The following is a 17,364-nucleotide window of genomic DNA, read 5'->3' on the forward strand; positions in this document are numbered from 1 at the left end:
TCTCGGGCGCGCCTTTCTTTTGCCTACTTTTCTTTGGCAAGACAAAGAAAAGTACGTCGTGCCCGGCAGGGTACGAAACAGGGATGGACCAAAACCGCCCGCCCCGGCAGGGGATGAAACAAGGAATGCACCACAAGTGCAAAAACAAACACGGAGACTCAACAACACCATGCTGACAAAACTCCTCATCGCCAACCGAGGCGAAATCGCCTGCCGGGTCGCCGCCACCTGCCGCAAGCTCGGCATCCGCACGGTCGCGGTCTACTCCGATGCCGACGCCAACGCCCGCCACGTCGCGGCCTGCGACGAAGCCATCCACATCGGTGAGCCCGCCGCCCGCGACAGCTACCTCCGCGCCGACCGCATCCTCGAAGCCGCACGCGCCACGGGCGCGCAAGCCGTCCATCCCGGCTACGGCTTCCTGTCGGAAAACGAAGCCTTCGCCAAAGCCTGCGCAGACGCCGGCATCATCTTCGTCGGCCCGCCGGCCTCGGCCATCGAAGCGATGGGCAGCAAGAGCGCGGCCAAGGCGCTGATGGAAACGGCAGGCGTGCCGCTCGTCCCCGGCTACCACGGTGACAACCAGGACGCCGCGTTCCTGCGCACGCAGGCCGATCGCATCGGCTATCCCGTGCTCATCAAGGCAAGCGCCGGCGGCGGCGGCAAGGGCATGCGCGTGGTGGAATCGGGCGACGCGTTCGAAGCGTCGCTGGCCTCAGTCAAGCGTGAGGCGTCGTCCAGCTTTGGCGATGACCGCGTGCTGATCGAGAAGTACCTCACGCGCCCGCGCCACATCGAAATCCAGGTCTTCGCCGACAGCCTCGGCAATGCCGTCTACCTGTTCGAGCGCGATTGCTCGGTGCAGCGCCGCCACCAGAAGGTGCTGGAAGAAGCCCCGGCCCCGGGCATGACGCTGGAGCGTCGCCGCGCGATGGGCGAAGCCGCCGTGGCTGCCGCGCGCGCCGTGGGCTACGTGGGCGCCGGCACGGTCGAGTTCATCGTCGACGAAGACGGCACGTTCTACTTCATGGAGATGAACACGCGCCTGCAGGTCGAGCACCCGGTCACCGAAATGATCACGGGCGAAGACCTGGTCGAATGGCAATTGCGCGTGGCCTCTGGCGAGCCGCTGCCGCGCACGCAGGACGAACTGCACATTCACGGCCACGCGCTCGAAGCGCGCATCTACGCAGAAAATCCCGACCGGGATTTCCTGCCCTCCATCGGCACGCTGAAGGTGCTGCGCACGCCAGCAGCGGTGGAGTTCACCGTGGGCGCGCGAGCCAACGGCGAACCCGCCGCCGTGCGCATCGACGCTGGCGTGCGCGAGGGCGACGCCATCAGCCCGTACTACGACCCGATGATCGCCAAGCTGATCGTCTGGGGCCGCGACCGTGACGAAGCGCTCGCGCGCATGCTGCAGGCGCTGGGCAGCTTCCACCTGGTGGGGCTGTCGTCCAACGTGGCGTTCCTGCGCCGGCTTGTTGCATCGAAGCCGTTTGCGACCGCCGATCTGGATACCGGCCTGATCGCGCGCAATCACGACACGCTGTTCCCCGCCGCAGCGGACGTGCCGCAAGACGCCATCGCGCTGGCGGTGGCAGCGTTGCTCGCCCGCGAGGCGCGCAGCCTGCGCACCGACACGCGCGACCCGCATTCGCCGTGGGCACGCGGCAGCGGCTGGCGGCTGAACGGTGCTGCTGAGCGCACGCTGCGTTTCACGCATGGCGATCAGTCCATCGACGCGACCCTCATCTACGGCCGCGACGGCTCGCGCCTGAAAACGAAGGGGCATGAGGCGCCCTTCACCACGCAGCGCCATGCCGAGACCTTCACCGTCACGCTCGGCACGCACAAGGCGACCGGCCAGGTGCACGCCGATGGCGATGCCTTCCACGTCTTCACTGGCGGCGCGCACTGGACGCTCGAGCGTCACGACCCGCTCGCCCATGCCGGCGAAGCCGATGACGAAGGCGGCAAGCTCACGGCGCCGATGCCGGGCAAGGTCATCGCCGTGCTGGCCGCGCCCGGGCAGACCGTCACCAAGGGCGCGCCGCTGGTCGTCATGGAGGCCATGAAGATGGAGCACACGCTCACCGCACCCGCCGACGGCGTCGTCGAATCGGTGCTGTATGGCGTGGGCGATCAGGTGACGGAGGGCGTGCAGTTGCTGGCCTTCAAACCCGCCGAGTGACGCCACTGCGGGCCGCCGCGCGGCATGGCGGCCCCTGCTACACTGCTTGACGTATACGTCAACTCAGACCCGAAGTTGCCTCACATGCACATCCAGATCTACACGCCCGACGGCAAGCCCCAACCCTGGCTCGACGGTTTTGCGCAGGCGCTGCCCGAAGCGCGGCTGTCGGTGTGGGAGCCGGGCGCGACGCCAGACGCCGACTACGCCGTCGTCTGGCAGCCGCCCGCCGAGATGCTGCGCGGGCGCCGGGATCTGCGTGCGGTGTTCAACCTGGGCGCGGGTGTCGATGCCATTCTGGGCTTGCGTGCGCAGTCGCCGGATGCCATTCCCGAGGGGCTGCCGATCGTGCGCCTGGACGACGCCGGCATGGCCGCGCAGATGAGCGAGTACGTCACGCACGCCGTGCTGCGCTTCTTCCGCCGGCTCGACGAATACGAGCGTCAGCAGCAAGCGAAGATGTGGCGATTCCTCAAGCCGTTCAACCGCGACGAATTCGTCGTCGGCGTGCTCGGCCTGGGCGTGCTGGGCACGCACATCGCCAAGACGCTGGCAGGCTTCGGCTTTCCGGTGCGCGGCTGGAGCCGCTCCGCCAAGCACGTCGATGGCGTCGATTGCCGCGCGGGCAGCGATGCACTGCCGGGCTTTCTCGCCGGCACGCGCGTGCTGGTGAACGTGCTGCCGCTGACGGCCGACACCGAAAACGTGATCGACGCGAAGCTGCTGGCTCAACTCACGCCGGGCGCGTTCCTCGTCAACGTGGCGCGCGGCAAGCATGTGGTGGAAGACGACCTGCTGGCCGCCGTGCGCAGCGGCCACATTGCCGGGGCCGCGCTCGACGTGTTCCGCACCGAGCCGCTGCCGGCCGACCACCCGTTCTGGACCGAACCGCGCATCCACATCACGCCGCACATTTCCGCGCTGACGCTGCGCGAGATCAGCATTGCGCAGATCGCGGGCAAGATCCGCGCGCTGGAAGCCGGCGAACCGATTGCCGGCATCGTCGATCTGCAACGAGGTTATTGAGATGACACTCCCGAATTTTGTGAAGGTGGTGGAAGTTGGCCCGCGCGACGGTCTGCAGAACGAGAAGTCGCCGGTCTCGGCCGACACCAAGGTCGAACTGGTGAACCGGCTGTCCGACGCCGGCTTCGTCAACGTGGAAGCGGCGTCGTTCGTGTCGCCCAAGTGGGTGCCGCAGATGGCCGACGGCGCCGATGTGATGGCGCGCATCCAGCGCCGGCCGGGCACGCTGTATTCGGCGCTCACGCCCAACATGAAGGGCTTCGAGGCCGCTGCCGCCGCCGGTGCGGATGAAGTCGTGATCTTCAGCGCGGCCAGCGAGGCCTTCTCGCAGAAGAACATCAACTGCTCGATTGCCGAATCGATCGAGCGGTTCGTGCCGGTGGCCAAGGCCGCGAAGGATGCGGGCATTCGCGTGCGCGGATCGATCTCGTGCTCGCTCGGGTGCCCCTATCAGGGCGAGGTGCCGGTGTCGGCGGTGGTGGATGTGATCCAGCGCATGGCCGACCTCGGCTGCGACGAGATCGACATTGCCGACACCATCGGCGTGGGCACGGCCGGGCAGGTGAAAACCGTGATGGAAGCCGCCGCGGCGACGTTCCCGATCGACCGCCTCTCGGGCCATTTCCACGACACGTACGGCCAGGCGCTGGCCAACATCCTCGCCAGCCTGGAAGTCGGCATCGCGATCTTCCACGCCTCGGTGGCGGGGCTGGGCGGCTGCCCGTATGCCAAGGGCGCGACCGGCAACGTCGCCACCGAAGATGTGCTGTACCTGCTGCACGGCCTGGGCATCCGCACCGGCATCGACCTCGACAAGGTGGTGCTGGCGGGTGACTTCATCTCGCAGGCCATCGGCCGCCCGACGGCTTCACGCGCCGGACGCGCGCTGCTGCTCAAGCTGCAGGACCAGGTCGCGCAGGCCTGCATCTGACGACGGACGAAGAACAACGACGATGACTGCTACCGATACGAACGCCCCCCTGCCCGAATCCGCCCAGCGCGTGGCTGACCACCTGCGTGCGCTCGGCTATGAGAAAGACATCGTGATGCTGCCTGCCACCGGCAAGACGTCTGCCGAAGCCGCGGCCGGCCTCGGCTGCTCGGTGGCGGAGATCGCCAAGTCGATCATCTTCCGCCGCGCCGAAGACGATGCGCCCGTGCTGGTGATCGCCAGCGGCACCAATCGCGTCGACGAAGCCAAGGTTTCGGCGCACGTCGGCGCGCTGGCCAAGGCCGATGCCAAGTTCGTGCGCGAGAAGACCGGCTACGCCATCGGCGGCGTGTGCCCCGTCGGCCATGCGGTCAAGCCCATCATGCTGCTCGATCGCGACCTGTTCCAGTACGACAGCGTGTGGGCCGCCGCCGGCCACCCGCATGCGGTGTTCAACCTCACGCCCGCCGAGCTGCAAGCCATGACCGGCGCGCCCGTCGCCGACATCGCCCTGCGCGATTGACCCACGCCATGGATGCCTGCACGCGCGCGCAACTCAAGCTTGCCCTGGGCAAGCTGCGCAACAGCCGTGTGCAGGCCGAGCGCACGCAGCCGGTGGCGTCGCCGTGCATCAGCGTGTGCAAGATGGACGAAGCACGCGGCCTGTGCGTCGGCTGCATGCGCACCCTCGACGAGATCGCCGCGTGGTCGACCATGACCGACGCGGCACGCCTGGCCGTGTGGCAGACCCTGCCCGAGCGCGCCTGCGCGTGGCTCAACGACACGTCTGGCGGCTGACATGGCCGAGCACGACGTCGTCGCCTTGCCAGCGTCGATGCGCGTGTTCGAGCGCGGCTGGCTGTCGTCCAACAACATTCTCTTTTTCGATGACGATGCACACGGCGGCTGCGCGCTGATCGACTCCGGCTACGTCACCCACGCGCCGCAGACCACCGCGCTGGTCCAGCACGCGCTGCAAGGCAAGCCGCTGCGCCGCCTGCTGAATACGCACCTGCATTCCGACCACTGCGGCGGCAACGCGGCGCTGCAGGCGCTGTACGGCTGCCACACCCGCGTGCCTGCCGCGCAAGTCGACGACGTGCGCCGCTGGGACACCACCGCCCTCAGCTACGCGCCCACCGGCCAGCAGTGCGCGCGCTTTGCGCTGCCCGAAGCGGGGGCCGGCCTCGCAGACGGCATGACGTTGCGCCTCGGGGGCTTCGACTGGCAGGTCATCGGCGCGCCAGGACACGATCCGAATGCCGTCATCGTCTACAGCCCCGAGACGCGCGTGCTCGTCTCCGCCGATGCGCTGTGGGAGCGCGGCTTTGGCGTGATCTTTCCCGAGCTGGAGGGCGAGAGCGGCTTTGCCGAGCAGCAGGCCATTCTGGAGCGCATCGCCCGGCTCGACGCGCGCGTGGTGGTGCCGGGGCACGGTCGCCCGTTCACCGGCGTCAGCGCCGCCATCGATGCTGCGTTCAGCCGGCTCGCGTATCTGCGCGCCGACCCTGAGCGCAACGCCCTGCACGCCATCCGGGTGCTGGTGAAGTTCAAGCTGCTGGAGCAGCAGGCCCTCACGCACGAGGCACTGGCCGCGTGGTTTGCGCAGACCACGCTGATGCCGCGCCTTCAGGCACGCTTCTTTCCCACGACGTCGCTCGCCGAGATGCTCGACGCGGCCGTCGCCGGGCTCGTCAAGGCCGGGGCCGCCACGATCGAATACGGCCGCCTTCACAACCGCGACTGAGACGGCACGTCGCCGCCACGCGGCCGGCCCATGCCGGTAAGCGCCTGACCCCATTCGATATTTTTTGTCAACGTAAGGCAATCGCCAGTTTTTGCGTTGACTCCTTCACATGTAAACAATAACAATTCTCATTTGCATTCATCAGATCATTGGATCTCTCAAGGGAGCGGCATCACGCCATGCAAGCAGCACAGACGGAACGCAAGCGCACCGAACACTCGGTGGTCGGCTACCTCACGGGGGCGATGAGCTTTGCCGTGGCCTCCGCGCCGGCCATGGCGGACACCGACAAGCCTCACGTCACGGCCACGCTGCCCGAGCAGACCGTCACCGGCAGCAGCGGCTTCAAGACCGACGAAGCGTCGACCGGCAAGTTCACCGCTCCGCTGCTCGACACGCCCAAGTCGGTCACCGTCATTCCGGCCGAGGTGCTGCAGGACAGCGGATCCGTCACCCTCACCGAGGCGCTGCGCACGGTGCCGGGCATTGCGTTTGGCGCGGGCGAAGGCGGCAACCCGGTGGGCGACCGCCCGTTCATCCGCGGCTATGACGCCCAGGCGAGCACCTTCCTCGACGGGCTGCGCGACATCGGTGCGCAGTCGCGCGAGCTGTTCAACGTGGAATCGGTGGAAGTCATCAAGGGGCCGTCGGGCGCGTATGAAGGGCGCGGCTCGGCGGGCGGCGCGATCAACATCGTCTCGAAGGCGCCCAAGCTGGAGACGTTCACCGAGGGTACGGTGTCAGTCGGCAACGCGACGTACAAGCGCGCCACGGCGGACGGCAACTACCAGATCGGCGATCACGCCGCCTTGCGCATCAATGGCATGTACCACGATGCCGGCGTGGCCGGCCGCGATGTCACGAGCTTCAGCCGATGGGGCATCGCACCGTCCATCGCCTTCGGGCTGGGCACGCCCACGCGCGCGACGCTGTCGTACTACCACCTGCAGTCGAACGACACGCCCGACACCGGCATCCCCTACAACAACGGCAACTTCAACCGCCGCACCGATGGCCGCCCGCAGCTGTTCGGCCCCGGCGATGGCGCGCCGGTGAACGTCGATCGCAACGTCTACTACGGCCTGGGCCGCGACTTCCGCCGCGACCGCGTCGACATGGGCACCTTCACGCTGGAGCATGATGTGTCCAGCGCGCTGAAGCTGCGCAACACCACGCGCATCGCCCGCACCAGCCAGGACTATATCTGGACGCAGCCCGACGACAGCCAGGGCAACATCTACTACGGCATGGTCTGGCGCCGCACCAACTCGCGCTACGCCGTCGCCAATACCGCCGCCAACCAGACCGAGGCGACGGGCAGGTTCGAGACCGGCAGCCTCAAGCACAGCTATGCGGCCGGCCTGGAGTTCTCGCGCGAGCGCAGCCGCAATGACACCTACACCGTTGCCACCGGCAGCAACCGGTGCCCGAGCGGCACGGGTGCGGCAGGCGGCTACAACTGCACGAGCCTGTTCACCCCCAATCCCAACGACCCGTGGGCGGGCAGCATCACGCTCAGCAACAACCCGGCCGAGACGACCGTGCGCACGCAATCGGCGTACGTGTTCGACACCATCGAGCTGTCGCCGCGCTGGCAGGTCAACGGCGGCGTGCGTTTTGACCGCTATTCGGCATCGGCGACCACGTCGGCCAATGCGCAGGGCGTGCGCTCCAGCTTCTCGCGCGACGACAACCTGCTGAACTATCAGCTCGGCCTCGTCTTCAAGCCGGCGCAGAACGGCAGCATCTATCTCGCATACGGCACGTCTTCCACGCCGTCGGGCTCGGTGGCGGGCCAGGGCGCCGATACCAGCGCACTCACGCCGGACCGCTCGGGCAATCGCGGCGACGTGCTGGCCCCCGAGAAGAATCGCGCCTACGAGCTCGGCACCAAGTGGAACGTGCTCGACAACAAGCTCGCGCTGACGGCCGCGGTGTTCCGGATCGAGACCACCAACGCCCGCATCGTGCAGCAGGACGGCACCGCCGCCATGGCCGGCAACAAGCGCGTCGATGGCTTCGAGCTCGGCTGGTCGGGCGCGCTGACCAGCCAGTGGCAGGTTTTCGGGGGCTACACGTTCCTCAAGAGCGAACTGCGCAACAACGGCGGCGCAGGCGCGGCGTTTGGCGCGACGAACGGCACCGCGTTCCCCAACACGCCAAAGAACAGCTTCAGCCTGTGGACGACGTATCAGCCGATGCCCAAACTCACGCTGGGCGGCGGCGCGTACTACGTCTCGAAGGTATGGGGCAGCGCCAACCCCGCCAGCCCGAAGTGGGTGCCGGCCTACTGGCGCTTTGACGCCATGGCCGCGTACCGCATCGACAAGCACACCACCCTGCAACTGAACGTGCAGAACGTGTTCGACAAGGTGTACTTCAACCAGGCATATGCGTCGCACTATGCATCGCTGGCGCCGGGGCGCACGGCCATCCTGACGCTCGGTATCCGCTACTGATGGCGGTACATGCCGCAAGCACCGCAGCCGATGCGGCGGTCGATGCCATCCATGCGCTGCTGAGCGGCCCCGCCGGACGCGCCGCGCGCTGGCTTGCCGGTGCCGCACGGCGCGGCCATACGGAGGCGCAGACCCTCTACGGCCAGTGGCTGCTCGATGGGCGCGGCGTCAAGCGCAACGCCACCGAAGCGCTGTACTGGTTCAAGACCGCCGCGCTGGCCGGCCACGCCATGGGGGCCAACATGCTCGGCCGCTGCTACGAGCACGGCTGGGGCACCCCCGCCTGCGACAAGACCGCCACGCATTGGTACGCCCGCGCGGCAGAGGCCGGCCTCGACTGGGGCCAGTACAACTACGCCACGAGCCTGCAGCTTGGACGTGGCGTGCCGGCAGACCGCGCGCACGCATTCGCGCTCTTCCGGGCCGCTGCGGCGCAAGGGCATGCCAAGTCGATCAACGTGCTCGGCGGCTTCTATGAAGACGGCTGGGAAGTCGAGGCGGACCTGGCCATGGCCCTGCGCTGTTACCTGCGCGCGGCCGAAGGCGGCGACTTCCGCGGCCAGTTCAACGCCGCCCGCCTGCTGGCCATGGCCGGCCGCCTCGACGAAGCGCACGACTGGATGCAGGCCGTTCCGCACACCGCCACCCCGGCCTTCCTGGCGAAGGCGCATGACTTTCTTGCCGGCCATCCCGATGCGCGTCTGCGTGCGCTGGCCGGTGCGCTGGAAACCACATCACCATGCTGCTGAAGATTCCGGCCGTCCTCACCAAGCACCAGGTCGCGCAGTGCCGCGCCGTCATCGACGCCGCCCAATGGGTGGACGGCAAGGTCACCGCGGGAGCGCAGTCGGGCCAGGTCAAGCACAACCTACAGTTGCCGGAGGGCTCCCCCGCAGCGCGCGAGGCGGGTACGCTGATCCAGGATGCACTGGCCGCCAACACGCTGTTCTTCTCGGCCGCGCTGCCGCTGAAGGTGTTCCCGCCGCTGTTCAACCGCTACGCGGGCGGCCAGAGGTTCGGCAACCATGTCGACAACGCCGTGCGCCACCTGCGCGGCACCGATTTCCGCGTCCGCAGCGACCTGTCGTGCACGCTGTTCCTGACCGAGCCCGAGGACTACGACGGCGGTGAACTCGTCATCGACGACACCTTCGGCGAACACCGCGTCAAGCTCGCGGCCGGCGACATGGTGCTCTACCCGAGCAGCAGCCTGCACCGCGTGACGCCCGTCACGCGCGGCGCGCGGGTGTGCTCGTTCTTCTGGCTGCAGAGCATGGTGCGCAGCGATGCCCATCGCACGCTGCTGTTCCAGATGGATACGGCGCTGCAACGCCTGATGGCGCTGCTGGGGCAGGAAGATCCGTCCGTCATTGCGTTGACGGGGACCTATCACAACCTCTTGCGGGAGTGGGCGGAGGCGTAGTCCGCCCCGTCGCGCTCATGCAAAAAATGCCCGCATCTCCTTGAGCAGGGCCTCGGGTGCCTCCTCCGGCACGTAATGCCCGCACGGCACCGTGCCGCCGCTCACGTCGTCCGCCACGGCGCTCCACAGCCCGAGCGGCTGGAAGCACCGCTGGATCACGCCGTGCTCGCCCCACAGCACACGCAGCGGCACACGCACGCGCTTGCCGGCATCGCGGTCGGCGCGATCGTGTTCGAGGTCGATGGTGGCCGCGGCGCGGTAGTCCTCGCACATGGCGTGCACGCAGTCGGGCTCGCGCATGGCGGAGGCGTAGGTGGCCATCGCTTCGGGGGCGAACGGCTGGAGCCCGGCGTGGCGCAGCCCCATCAGTTTGCTGATGTAGAAATCGGGCGTCGCGTTGATGAGGGTCTCGGGAAACGGCGTCGGCTGGATCAGGAAGAACCAGTGCCAGTAGGCGGAGGCAAACGCCATGTCGGTGTTCTCGTACATCGCCAGCGTCGGGGCGATGTCGAGCAGCATGGCGCGCTCGACGTGCGCGGGGTGGTCGACACACAGGCGATGCGCCACGCGCGCACCGCGATCATGCGCGCATAGCCGGAAGCGCCCGAAGCCCAGGGCGCGCATCACCTCGACCTGATCCTGCGCCATGGTGCGCTTGCTGTACTCCACGTGCCGGGCGCTGCCGGCCGGCTTGGACGAGGCGCCGTAGCCGCGCAGGTCGGTGGCGACGACGGTGTAGTCGCGTGCCAGATCCTGCGCGACCTTGTGCCAGATCACATGGCTTTGCGGGTGACCGTGCAGCAACAGCAGGGGCGGACCGCTGCCGCCGATCACCCCCGCGATCTCCACGCCATTGACCGCCTGGCGGAACGGGCGAAAGCCGGGAAACAGCGCGGCGTCTGCCGCGGCGGTGGCGGCGTCGATGGAAAGCGGTGCGGTCATGCGGGTCTCCGGTCAGGTGCGATGCGTGTGCGCTGTTGGAAGTGCGATGTGCGCTCCGCATGCTAGCGCAGACCGGGCACGGCGGTTGCGGCCTCGTCCACTCCGTCTTCCCGACCAGGAGTTCGACATGACCCCGCTACATGACTTGCGCATCGCCATCCTCGTCCATGACCTGTTCGAGCAGGCCGAGCTCGCCAGCCCCAGGCAGGCGCTGGAGGGGGCCGGCGCCATCGTCAGCATCGTCTCGCCCAAGCCGGTCAGCGTGACGGGCCTGCACCATGCGGACAAGGGCGACACCTTCAAGGTGGACATCACGCTCGACGTCGCCAAACCGGAAGATTTCCACGCGCTGGTGCTGCCCGGCGGCGTGGTCAACGCCGATGCGCTGCGCACCGTGCCCGAGGCCCAGGCCTTTGTAAAAGCGTTCGACCGCGAGCAAAAGCCGATCGCCGTGATCTGCCACGGGCCGTGGCTGCTGGTCTCGGCCGGGCTGGTGCGCGGGCGCACGCTGACGAGCTGGCCCACGCTGCAAGACGACATCCGCAACGCCGGCGGCACGTGGGTCGACCAGGAAGTGGTCACCGACCGCAACTGGGTCAGCAGCCGCAAGCCCGACGACCTGCCAGCCTTCAACCGCACCTTCATCGAACTGCTGGCGCAGCAGGTCCACGCTTGAGCGCATGCGGCCTCGCGCAAGGCAGGGTGCGGGATCGTTCCTATAATCGAACGACGTTCCCCCGCCAGGAGGCGCCATGCCCGCCGCCAAGCATCTGCCGCTCGCGCTGCAGCACCTCACGCTGCCGGTGATCGGCTCGCCGATGTTCATCGTCAGCTACCCCGAGCTGGTGCTGGCGCAGTGCAAGGCCGGCATCGTGGGCGCGTTTCCGGCGCTCAACGCGCGGCCGGCCGAGGTGCTCGACGACTGGCTCACGCAGATCAACGAGGCGCTCGCCGCCTATGGCGCCGCGCACCCGGACCGGCTGGTGGGCCCGGTTGCGGTCAATCAGATCGTGCACCACTCGAACGCACGGCTGGAGCAGGACGTGGCCACCTGCGTCAAGCACAAGGTGCCGATCTTCATCACGTCGCTGCGTGCGCCCGTCAAGGAGATCCTCGATGCCGTGCATGGCTACGGCGGCATCGTGCTGCATGACGTGATCAACCTGCGCCACGCCGAAAAGGCGCTCGAAGCCGGCGTGGATGGCCTGATCCTGGTGGCTGCGGGCGCGGGCGGGCATGCCGGCACGCTGTCGCCGTTCGCGCTGGTGGGCGAAGTGCGGCGCATCTTTGACGGGCCGATCGCGCTGTCGGGCGCCATTGCCACCGGCGACGCCATCCTCGCCGCGCAGGCCATGGGCGCCGACCTCGCCTACATCGGCACGCGCTTCATCGCGAGCCAGGAGGCGCATGCGGCCGAAAGCTACAAGAGCGCCATCGTGCGGGCCGCGGCCTCGGACATCATCTACACGAACCTCTTCACCGGCGTGCACGGCAACTACATCCGCGAGAGCATCGAGCTCGCCGGCCTCGACCCCAACGCCCTGCCGCAGGCCGACAAGTCCGCCATGAACTTCGGCGACGGCACCTCGCGGGCGAAGGCATGGAAAGACATCTGGGGAGCGGGCCAGGGCGTCGGCCAGATCGCCGACCTGCCGCCGGCGGCGGAGATCGTCGCCCGCCTGAAAGCCGAGTACGACGCCGCCCGGCTGCGCCTTGCGCTGCACCTGCGCCTCTAGGCTGAGCGACGCATGAATGCCGTGCAGCACTTGAATTGACTTGCGCGGGCAGCGCTCCTACAGTCCGAGGATTCACGGTTTAATATGCGGCGCCGCAAAACCGACGACCGCGCGCTCGTATGCGCAAGCATCCCGGGGGGGATGTCCGACAGGCGTCTGGTTTCCTGTTGCGCGCGCCGACGACAAAGGAGAACACGATGACGCACTGCCCCGCGCGCGAGCGCCGGCTCACCAAGCTGGCGTCCGTGGCGCTGAGCGTGGCCGCCTTTGCCATGGCAGCCTGCTCCACCCAGAACGCGCCCACCACGGCACCGATCGAACAGCGCCTGCCGCAGCCGAACGAAGCGCTCGTGCGCTCCGCCTATGTCTACGCGTTTCCGCTGATGATGACGGATGCGCTGCTGCAGACCACGTCGGCACTCGCCCCCACCGGCACCTTCATGCATCAGCGCACGCTGGAAGACGAAGCGCTGCCCACCGGCGTGCGCCCGCGCGTGGATGTGCTCGCCAGCAGCGCCTTCGTCGACCTGCGCACCGGGCCGGTCATCCTGAGCCTGCCCGACGCGGGCCGCCGCCACCTCTGGGTCTCGCTGCATGACGCGTGGACGGATGTCTTCGAATCGCTGGGCAACCGCACCTCCGGCGCACGCGCCGCGCACTACGCGATCACGCCGCCAGGCTGGGAAGGCACGCTGCCGCCAGGGGTCAAGCAGATTGCCGCGCCGACCAGCCTGGTGTGGATCGTCGCCCGCACGCAGGTGCTTGGCCAGCGCGACATGGCCTCGGCCCGCCGCGTGCAGGACCGCTACCGCGTCATGCCGCTGGAGACGTTTGGCAAGCCGGCGGCCCGCGAGGCGGCCGGCAAGGTCCGTGCGGACAAGGCCACCGACATCGACGCGAGCCTCGATGCCGCCCGCCGCCGCGTGACCGCGCTCGATGCCAACAGCTATTTCACCCGCTTTGCCGAGTTGCTCAGGACGAATCCGCCGCATACAGCCGACTCGACGATGGTGCAGTCGCTGCGCGAGCTCGGGATCGTGCCCGGCGCCCCGTTTGACGCCAAGGCCGTGAACACGGCCACCCTGAAGGTCATGGACGCAGGCGTGGCCGCCGCGCGGGACACCCTGGCGCTTGCCGCCAGGCAGCCGCCGGTCACGCAGAACGGCTGGTTCATCCCTCGCATGGTCGGCGCCTACGGGCTGGACTATGCGCAGCGCGCCATCGTCGCCTGGGATGGCGGCGGCACCGACCTGCCCGAAGACATGCTCATCGCCACCGCCAGGACGGATGCGAACGGCATGCCCCTGGACAGCACGCACCGCTACGTCGTGCATTTCGACCGGGGCCAGCTGCCGCCCGAAAACGCCGGCTGGGCGCTGGCCGCCGTGCAGCAGCCGCCTCGCACCGCAGACCGCTCGAGCCTGCACAACGTGCTGAGCGAGGCGGACCGCCCGCGGCTGAACCGCGACGGCTCGCTCGACATCCTGATCCAGCGCACCCCGCCCAGCGGCATGCGCAGCAACTGGCTGCCGCCGCCCACCGGGCCGTTCCTGCTGCGCATGCAGCTGACGTGGCCCAAGGAACAAGCACTCGACGCAACATGGGTGCCGCCGGCCGTCCAGCGGCGCGATCCGGCGCCGCAATAGCGGTACCGCCCCATCGGGCGATCACACCTCGGCCACGCGCACCACAAGCTTGCCGAAGTTGCGTCCTTCGAGCAGGCCGAGGAAGGCGGCCGGGGCGTTCTCCAGGCCCTCGACGCGGTCTTCGCGCACCTTCACCTTGCCGGCCGCCACCCACGCGGCCATGTCGCGCTGGAACGCGTCGTAGCGACTGGCGTAGTGGTCGAGGATGATGAAGCCCTGCATGCGTACGCGCTTCTGCAGCACGGTCGCGGTGACCTTGGGCAGCCGGTCTGGCCCGGCGGCGGCCTCGTCGTTGTAGTGCGCAATGAAACCGCACACCGGCACGCGCGCGCCGATGTTCAGCAGCGGCAACACCGCGTCGAACACCTCGCCACCCACGTTTTCGAAGTACACGTCGATGCCGTCTGGGCAGGCCTGGGCCAGGCGCTTCGCGAGGTCGGGTTGCCGGCGGTCCAGGCAAGCGTCAAAGCCGAGCGTGTCGACGGCGTAGCGGCATTTGTCCGCGCCGCCGGCAATGCCGACCACGCGCGCGCCCTTGAGCTTCGCGATCTGTCCGACCACCGCGCCGACCGCGCCCGTGGCCGCGGCCACCACCACGGTTTCGCCGGGCTTGGGCTCGCCAATGTCGAGCAGACCGACGTACGCCGTAAAGGCGGGCATGCCAAGCCCGCCCAGCGCCAGCGATGGCTCCGGCATATCGCCCAGCGCGGTCAACTCGTCGCCGGCGGCAACGGCATAGTCCTGCCAGCCAGCCGCGCCGAGCACCACATCGCCCTCGCGAAACCGCGCGTCCCGCGATGCCACCACGCGGCTGACGGTACCGCCCACCATGGGCGCGCCCACCTCCACCGGCGGCGCGTAGCCGGGGCCGACTTCGTCCATCAGATTGCGCATGTAGGGGTCGAGCGACAGGTACAGCGTGCGCAGCAGCACCTGGCCGTCCTGCGGCGTGGGCACGGCAGTCTCTTCGATGCGGAAGTTGTCGAGCGAAGGCGTGCCGCTGGGGCGGCTGGCGAGAACGATGCGGCGATTGACGGCTTCACGTTGCGGCATGGCAATCTCCTGTAGACCAATCGTCTAGAAAACGGCGAAAAAATTTGCGTGGCTGGGCAATCTAGCAGCAATCGCAAGATTCAGCTGACGGTTGCGCAAGGCACTACCCTCAGCAAGGCCAATCATTCGTCGCTTCATATTCCAGTTTACTAGATGACGAATTCCATTAAACTGGAATGCATGGACATCCATCAACGTATCGCCCGGCGCCTGCGCGAATTGCGCGACGCCCAGGGGCTCTCGCTCGACGCGCTGGCCGAACGCAGCCAGGTCAGCCGATCGGCCATTTCCCTGATCGAGCGCGGTCAGAGCAGCCCGACCGCTGCGGTGCTCGATCGGCTCAGCTCCGCGCTGGGCGTGACGCTGGCCTCGCTGTTCGAAGACGGTGCGGCGCCGGCCGCGGAGCCCTCGCCCGTATCGCGCGCGGCGCAGCAGCCGGAGTGGACGGACCCCGCCTCGGGCTACGTGCGCCGCAACCTGTCGCCGGCAGCGCGTTCGCCGCTGCAGCTCGTGGAGGTGCACTTTCCGCCCGGCGAGCGCGTCGCCTATGACACCGGCGCGCGCGATGCGGAAATCCACCAGCAGGTGTGGATCATCGAAGGCACGATGGAAATGACCGTGGGCGACGCGCACTGGCGCCTCAATGCAGGCGATTGCCTGACCATGCGGCTGGACTGTCCGATCGTCTATCACAACCCCACGCGGCGGCCGGCCCGCTACCTCGTCGCACTCACAACCGTATCCGCTGCCCACTGGAGGCCCTGATGACCGACACCCTGACCATCCGCCGCGTGGGCGCCAACGAGGCAAGCGCGTGCGTCGATGCCTTGGCCGATGTGCTCATCGACTGCGTGGAGGGTGGCGCGTCGGTCAGCTTCATGGCGCCGCTGTCGCAAGACAAGGCGCGGGCATTCTGGCGCGGTGTGGCCGACGGCGTGGCCAGGGGCGAGCGCGCCCTGCTGATTGCCGAAGACGCGGCAGGCGCCATCCACGGCACCGTGCAACTGGTGCTCGCGCAGCCGGAAAACCAGCCGCACCGCGCCGACGTCGCCAAGATGCTCGTGCACCGCCGCGCGCGCCGGCAAGGCTTGGCGCAGCGGTTGATGGCGGCCATTGAAGACGAGGCGCGCGCCGAGGGTAAGACGGTGCTCGTGCTCGACACCGTGACGGGCGGCGACGCCGAGCGGCTGTACGCACGCGCCGGCTGGCAGCGCGTGGGCGTGGTGCCCAACTACGCGCTGATGCCCGACGGCGCGTTCTGCGGAACGACGTTCTTCTGCAAGCAGCTGGGCGCCGCCGATTAAATCGTCAACGTGCCGCGGCCGATTTCGATCACGCGGCCACCGACGTGGATCGTGCCGTCGGCATCCACCCGCAGCGTGAGGTGGCAGGGTCGTCCCACCGCAGCGCCCTGCTCGATGCGGTAACTGGCCGGCAACGCATGGCCCGTCGCGCGCAGCCAGCCGCCGAGGTTGGCACACGCCGAGCCGGTGCCCGGATCTTCGAGCATGCCGGTGCCGTATTCGAAGAAGAAGCGCGACACCACCGGATCATTGCTGCCGGGCTTCGGCATGGTGAAGACGTACGCATTGCGCCCGTCGTTGCGGCTGCGCGGCCACGCGTCGAACACCGACAGATCGGGGCGGGCGCGATCGACATCAGCGCGTGTCTTGACGGGCACCATCAACTGTTCGATACCGGCATCCACCCACAGCGGCGGGCCTGCCAGCGCATCGGCATCCAAGCCCAGCATGGCGGCGATGGCCGGGTCCGCCTCGCGCGTGCTCAGGGCCCCGGAGCGCGGCGGCACCAGCGACCACCCGTCGTCCTGCGCCGTCAGCGACACGATGCCCGACTGGCAACGCAACGTCAGCTCATTGCCGGGGCCATACAGTTCGCGCACCACCTGCGCGGTCCCCAGCGACGGGTGGCCCGCAAACGGCATCTCGTAATCGGGCGTGAAGATGCGGAAGCGCGCCGTGGCGCCATCGGCCTCGTCGGGAAAGATGAAGGTGATCTCGGACAGGTTGAACTGGCGTCCGATGGCCTGCATGGTGGCGTCGTCCAGGCCGCGCCCGTCTTCAAACACGGCGAGCTGGTTGCCGCCAAAGGTGGATTCGGCAAAGACGTTGAGCAGGCGGAAGGCGTAGCGCGACATGGTGGCGTCCGAAGTGTTGGGGAAGAAAAAAACGGTGTGGCGATGCGTC

General features: G+C 68.3%; 17 protein-coding genes. 14 read left to right on the forward strand and 3 right to left on the reverse strand.

What is annotated here, in order from left to right; all coding sequences use genetic code 11:
- Positions 1 to 169: 169 nt before the first annotated feature.
- The 9 genes from A6M56_RS15280 (at position 170) to A6M56_RS15320 (ending at position 9,780) form a co-directional block, all read left to right on the forward strand.
- Positions 170 to 2,194 (forward strand): acetyl/propionyl/methylcrotonyl-CoA carboxylase subunit alpha, encoded by a 2,025-nt coding sequence (locus A6M56_RS15280; protein ID WP_102080663.1) that lies wholly within the window; start codon positions 170 to 172, stop codon positions 2,192 to 2,194.
- A gap of 84 nt (positions 2,195 to 2,278) precedes the next feature.
- Complete coding sequence (locus tag A6M56_RS15285; RefSeq protein ID WP_045785602.1) at positions 2,279 to 3,220, forward strand: 2-hydroxyacid dehydrogenase; 942 nt, start codon at positions 2,279 to 2,281, stop codon at positions 3,218 to 3,220.
- Between the two features lies 1 nt (position 3,221).
- Entirely contained in the window at positions 3,222 to 4,151 is a 930-nt protein-coding gene (locus A6M56_RS15290; protein ID WP_102080662.1) for a hydroxymethylglutaryl-CoA lyase, read from the forward strand.
- Between the two features lie 22 nt (positions 4,152 to 4,173).
- On the forward strand, positions 4,174 to 4,674 hold the full coding sequence (locus tag A6M56_RS15295) for a YbaK/EbsC family protein (protein WP_045785600.1): 501 nt from the start codon (positions 4,174 to 4,176) through the stop codon (positions 4,672 to 4,674).
- 8 nt (positions 4,675 to 4,682) lie between these two features.
- Entirely contained in the window at positions 4,683 to 4,949 is a 267-nt protein-coding gene (locus tag A6M56_RS15300) for a DUF1289 domain-containing protein (RefSeq protein ID WP_045785599.1), read from the forward strand.
- A 1-nt stretch (position 4,950) separates the two neighbouring features.
- Positions 4,951 to 5,898 carry an MBL fold metallo-hydrolase gene (locus tag A6M56_RS15305; RefSeq protein ID WP_045785598.1) on the forward strand — a complete coding sequence of 316 codons (948 nt, stop codon included), beginning with the start codon at positions 4,951 to 4,953 and terminating at the stop codon, positions 5,896 to 5,898.
- Between the two features lie 179 nt (positions 5,899 to 6,077).
- Positions 6,078 to 8,357, forward strand: coding sequence for a TonB-dependent receptor (locus A6M56_RS15310; RefSeq protein ID WP_102080661.1), 2,280 nt, complete (start codon positions 6,078 to 6,080; stop codon positions 8,355 to 8,357).
- Positions 8,357 to 9,106, forward strand: coding sequence for a tetratricopeptide repeat protein (locus A6M56_RS15315; RefSeq protein WP_045785596.1), 750 nt, complete (start codon positions 8,357 to 8,359; stop codon positions 9,104 to 9,106). Before A6M56_RS15310 ends, A6M56_RS15315 begins: the two co-directional genes overlap by 1 nt.
- Positions 9,097 to 9,780, forward strand: a complete 684-nt coding sequence (locus A6M56_RS15320) for a Fe2+-dependent dioxygenase (protein ID WP_102080660.1) — start codon at positions 9,097 to 9,099, stop codon at positions 9,778 to 9,780. Before A6M56_RS15315 ends, A6M56_RS15320 begins: the two co-directional genes overlap by 10 nt.
- A gap of 15 nt (positions 9,781 to 9,795) precedes the next feature.
- Here A6M56_RS15320 and A6M56_RS15325 read toward each other — a convergent pair whose 3' ends face one another.
- Entirely contained in the window at positions 9,796 to 10,722 is a 927-nt protein-coding gene (locus A6M56_RS15325; RefSeq protein ID WP_102080659.1) for an alpha/beta fold hydrolase, read from the reverse strand.
- A 127-nt stretch (positions 10,723 to 10,849) separates the two neighbouring features.
- Between A6M56_RS15325 and A6M56_RS15330 the strand changes: the two genes are divergently transcribed.
- The 3 genes from A6M56_RS15330 to A6M56_RS15340 all read left to right on the forward strand — a co-directional run bounded on the left by A6M56_RS15330 (position 10,850) and on the right by A6M56_RS15340 (position 14,104).
- On the forward strand, positions 10,850 to 11,398 hold the full coding sequence (locus A6M56_RS15330; RefSeq protein ID WP_102080658.1) for a type 1 glutamine amidotransferase domain-containing protein: 549 nt from the start codon (positions 10,850 to 10,852) through the stop codon (positions 11,396 to 11,398).
- A gap of 76 nt (positions 11,399 to 11,474) precedes the next feature.
- Entirely contained in the window at positions 11,475 to 12,458 is a 984-nt protein-coding gene (locus A6M56_RS15335) for an NAD(P)H-dependent flavin oxidoreductase (RefSeq protein ID WP_102080657.1), read from the forward strand.
- A 197-nt stretch (positions 12,459 to 12,655) separates the two neighbouring features.
- On the forward strand, positions 12,656 to 14,104 hold the full coding sequence (locus A6M56_RS15340) for a DUF1254 domain-containing protein (protein ID WP_286758228.1): 1,449 nt from the start codon (positions 12,656 to 12,658) through the stop codon (positions 14,102 to 14,104).
- A 21-nt stretch (positions 14,105 to 14,125) separates the two neighbouring features.
- Here A6M56_RS15340 and curA read toward each other — a convergent pair whose 3' ends face one another.
- A complete protein-coding gene (gene curA / locus A6M56_RS15345) occupies positions 14,126 to 15,157 on the reverse strand; it encodes an NADPH-dependent curcumin/dihydrocurcumin reductase (protein ID WP_045785590.1) in 1,032 nt (343 codons plus the stop codon).
- Positions 15,158 to 15,337: 180 nt separating this feature from the next.
- Here curA and A6M56_RS15350 point away from each other — a divergent pair, with 180 nt between their 5' ends.
- Both A6M56_RS15350 and A6M56_RS15355 read left to right on the forward strand, forming a co-directional pair.
- Positions 15,338 to 15,922, forward strand: coding sequence for a helix-turn-helix domain-containing protein (locus tag A6M56_RS15350; protein WP_045785589.1), 585 nt, complete (start codon positions 15,338 to 15,340; stop codon positions 15,920 to 15,922).
- Entirely contained in the window at positions 15,922 to 16,461 is a 540-nt protein-coding gene (locus A6M56_RS15355) for a GNAT family N-acetyltransferase (RefSeq protein WP_045785588.1), read from the forward strand. Before A6M56_RS15350 ends, A6M56_RS15355 begins: the two co-directional genes overlap by 1 nt.
- Here the strand turns inward: A6M56_RS15355 and A6M56_RS15360 are convergent.
- Positions 16,458 to 17,315, reverse strand: a complete 858-nt coding sequence (locus A6M56_RS15360) for a PhzF family phenazine biosynthesis protein (RefSeq protein WP_045787742.1) — start codon at positions 17,313 to 17,315, stop codon at positions 16,458 to 16,460. The genes A6M56_RS15355 and A6M56_RS15360 overlap by 4 nt on opposite strands.
- Between the last annotated feature and the right edge of the window lie 49 nt (positions 17,316 to 17,364).

Source organism: Ralstonia sp. RL, from assembly GCF_001683835.1.
GTDB classification, from domain to species: Bacteria; Pseudomonadota; Gammaproteobacteria; order Burkholderiales; family Burkholderiaceae; genus Ralstonia; species Ralstonia mannitolilytica.

Excerpts from the sequence above, each read along its gene's own strand:
- A6M56_RS15280 (WP_102080663.1), top strand. The coding sequence starts at position 170 with ATGCTGACAAAACTCCTCATCGCCAACCGAGGCGAAATCGCCTGCCGG.
- A6M56_RS15285 (WP_045785602.1), top strand. The coding sequence starts at position 2,279 with ATGCACATCCAGATCTACACGCCCGACGGCAAGCCCCAACCCTGGCTC.
- A6M56_RS15290 (WP_102080662.1), top strand. The coding sequence starts at position 3,222 with ATGACACTCCCGAATTTTGTGAAGGTGGTGGAAGTTGGCCCGCGCGAC.
- A6M56_RS15295 (WP_045785600.1), top strand. The coding sequence starts at position 4,174 with ATGACTGCTACCGATACGAACGCCCCCCTGCCCGAATCCGCCCAGCGC.
- A6M56_RS15300 (WP_045785599.1), top strand. The coding sequence starts at position 4,683 with ATGGATGCCTGCACGCGCGCGCAACTCAAGCTTGCCCTGGGCAAGCTG.
- A6M56_RS15305 (WP_045785598.1), top strand. The coding sequence starts at position 4,951 with ATGGCCGAGCACGACGTCGTCGCCTTGCCAGCGTCGATGCGCGTGTTC.
- A6M56_RS15310 (WP_102080661.1), top strand. The coding sequence starts at position 6,078 with ATGCAAGCAGCACAGACGGAACGCAAGCGCACCGAACACTCGGTGGTC.
- A6M56_RS15315 (WP_045785596.1), top strand. The coding sequence starts at position 8,357 with ATGGCGGTACATGCCGCAAGCACCGCAGCCGATGCGGCGGTCGATGCC.
- A6M56_RS15320 (WP_102080660.1), top strand. The coding sequence starts at position 9,097 with ATGCTGCTGAAGATTCCGGCCGTCCTCACCAAGCACCAGGTCGCGCAG.
- A6M56_RS15325 (WP_102080659.1), bottom strand. The coding sequence starts at position 10,722 with ATGACCGCACCGCTTTCCATCGACGCCGCCACCGCCGCGGCAGACGCC.
- A6M56_RS15330 (WP_102080658.1), top strand. The coding sequence starts at position 10,850 with ATGACCCCGCTACATGACTTGCGCATCGCCATCCTCGTCCATGACCTG.
- A6M56_RS15335 (WP_102080657.1), top strand. The coding sequence starts at position 11,475 with ATGCCCGCCGCCAAGCATCTGCCGCTCGCGCTGCAGCACCTCACGCTG.
- A6M56_RS15340 (WP_286758228.1), top strand. The coding sequence starts at position 12,656 with ATGACGCACTGCCCCGCGCGCGAGCGCCGGCTCACCAAGCTGGCGTCC.
- curA (WP_045785590.1), bottom strand. The coding sequence starts at position 15,157 with ATGCCGCAACGTGAAGCCGTCAATCGCCGCATCGTTCTCGCCAGCCGC.
- A6M56_RS15350 (WP_045785589.1), top strand. The coding sequence starts at position 15,338 with ATGGACATCCATCAACGTATCGCCCGGCGCCTGCGCGAATTGCGCGAC.
- A6M56_RS15355 (WP_045785588.1), top strand. The coding sequence starts at position 15,922 with ATGACCGACACCCTGACCATCCGCCGCGTGGGCGCCAACGAGGCAAGC.
- A6M56_RS15360 (WP_045787742.1), bottom strand. The coding sequence starts at position 17,315 with ATGTCGCGCTACGCCTTCCGCCTGCTCAACGTCTTTGCCGAATCCACC.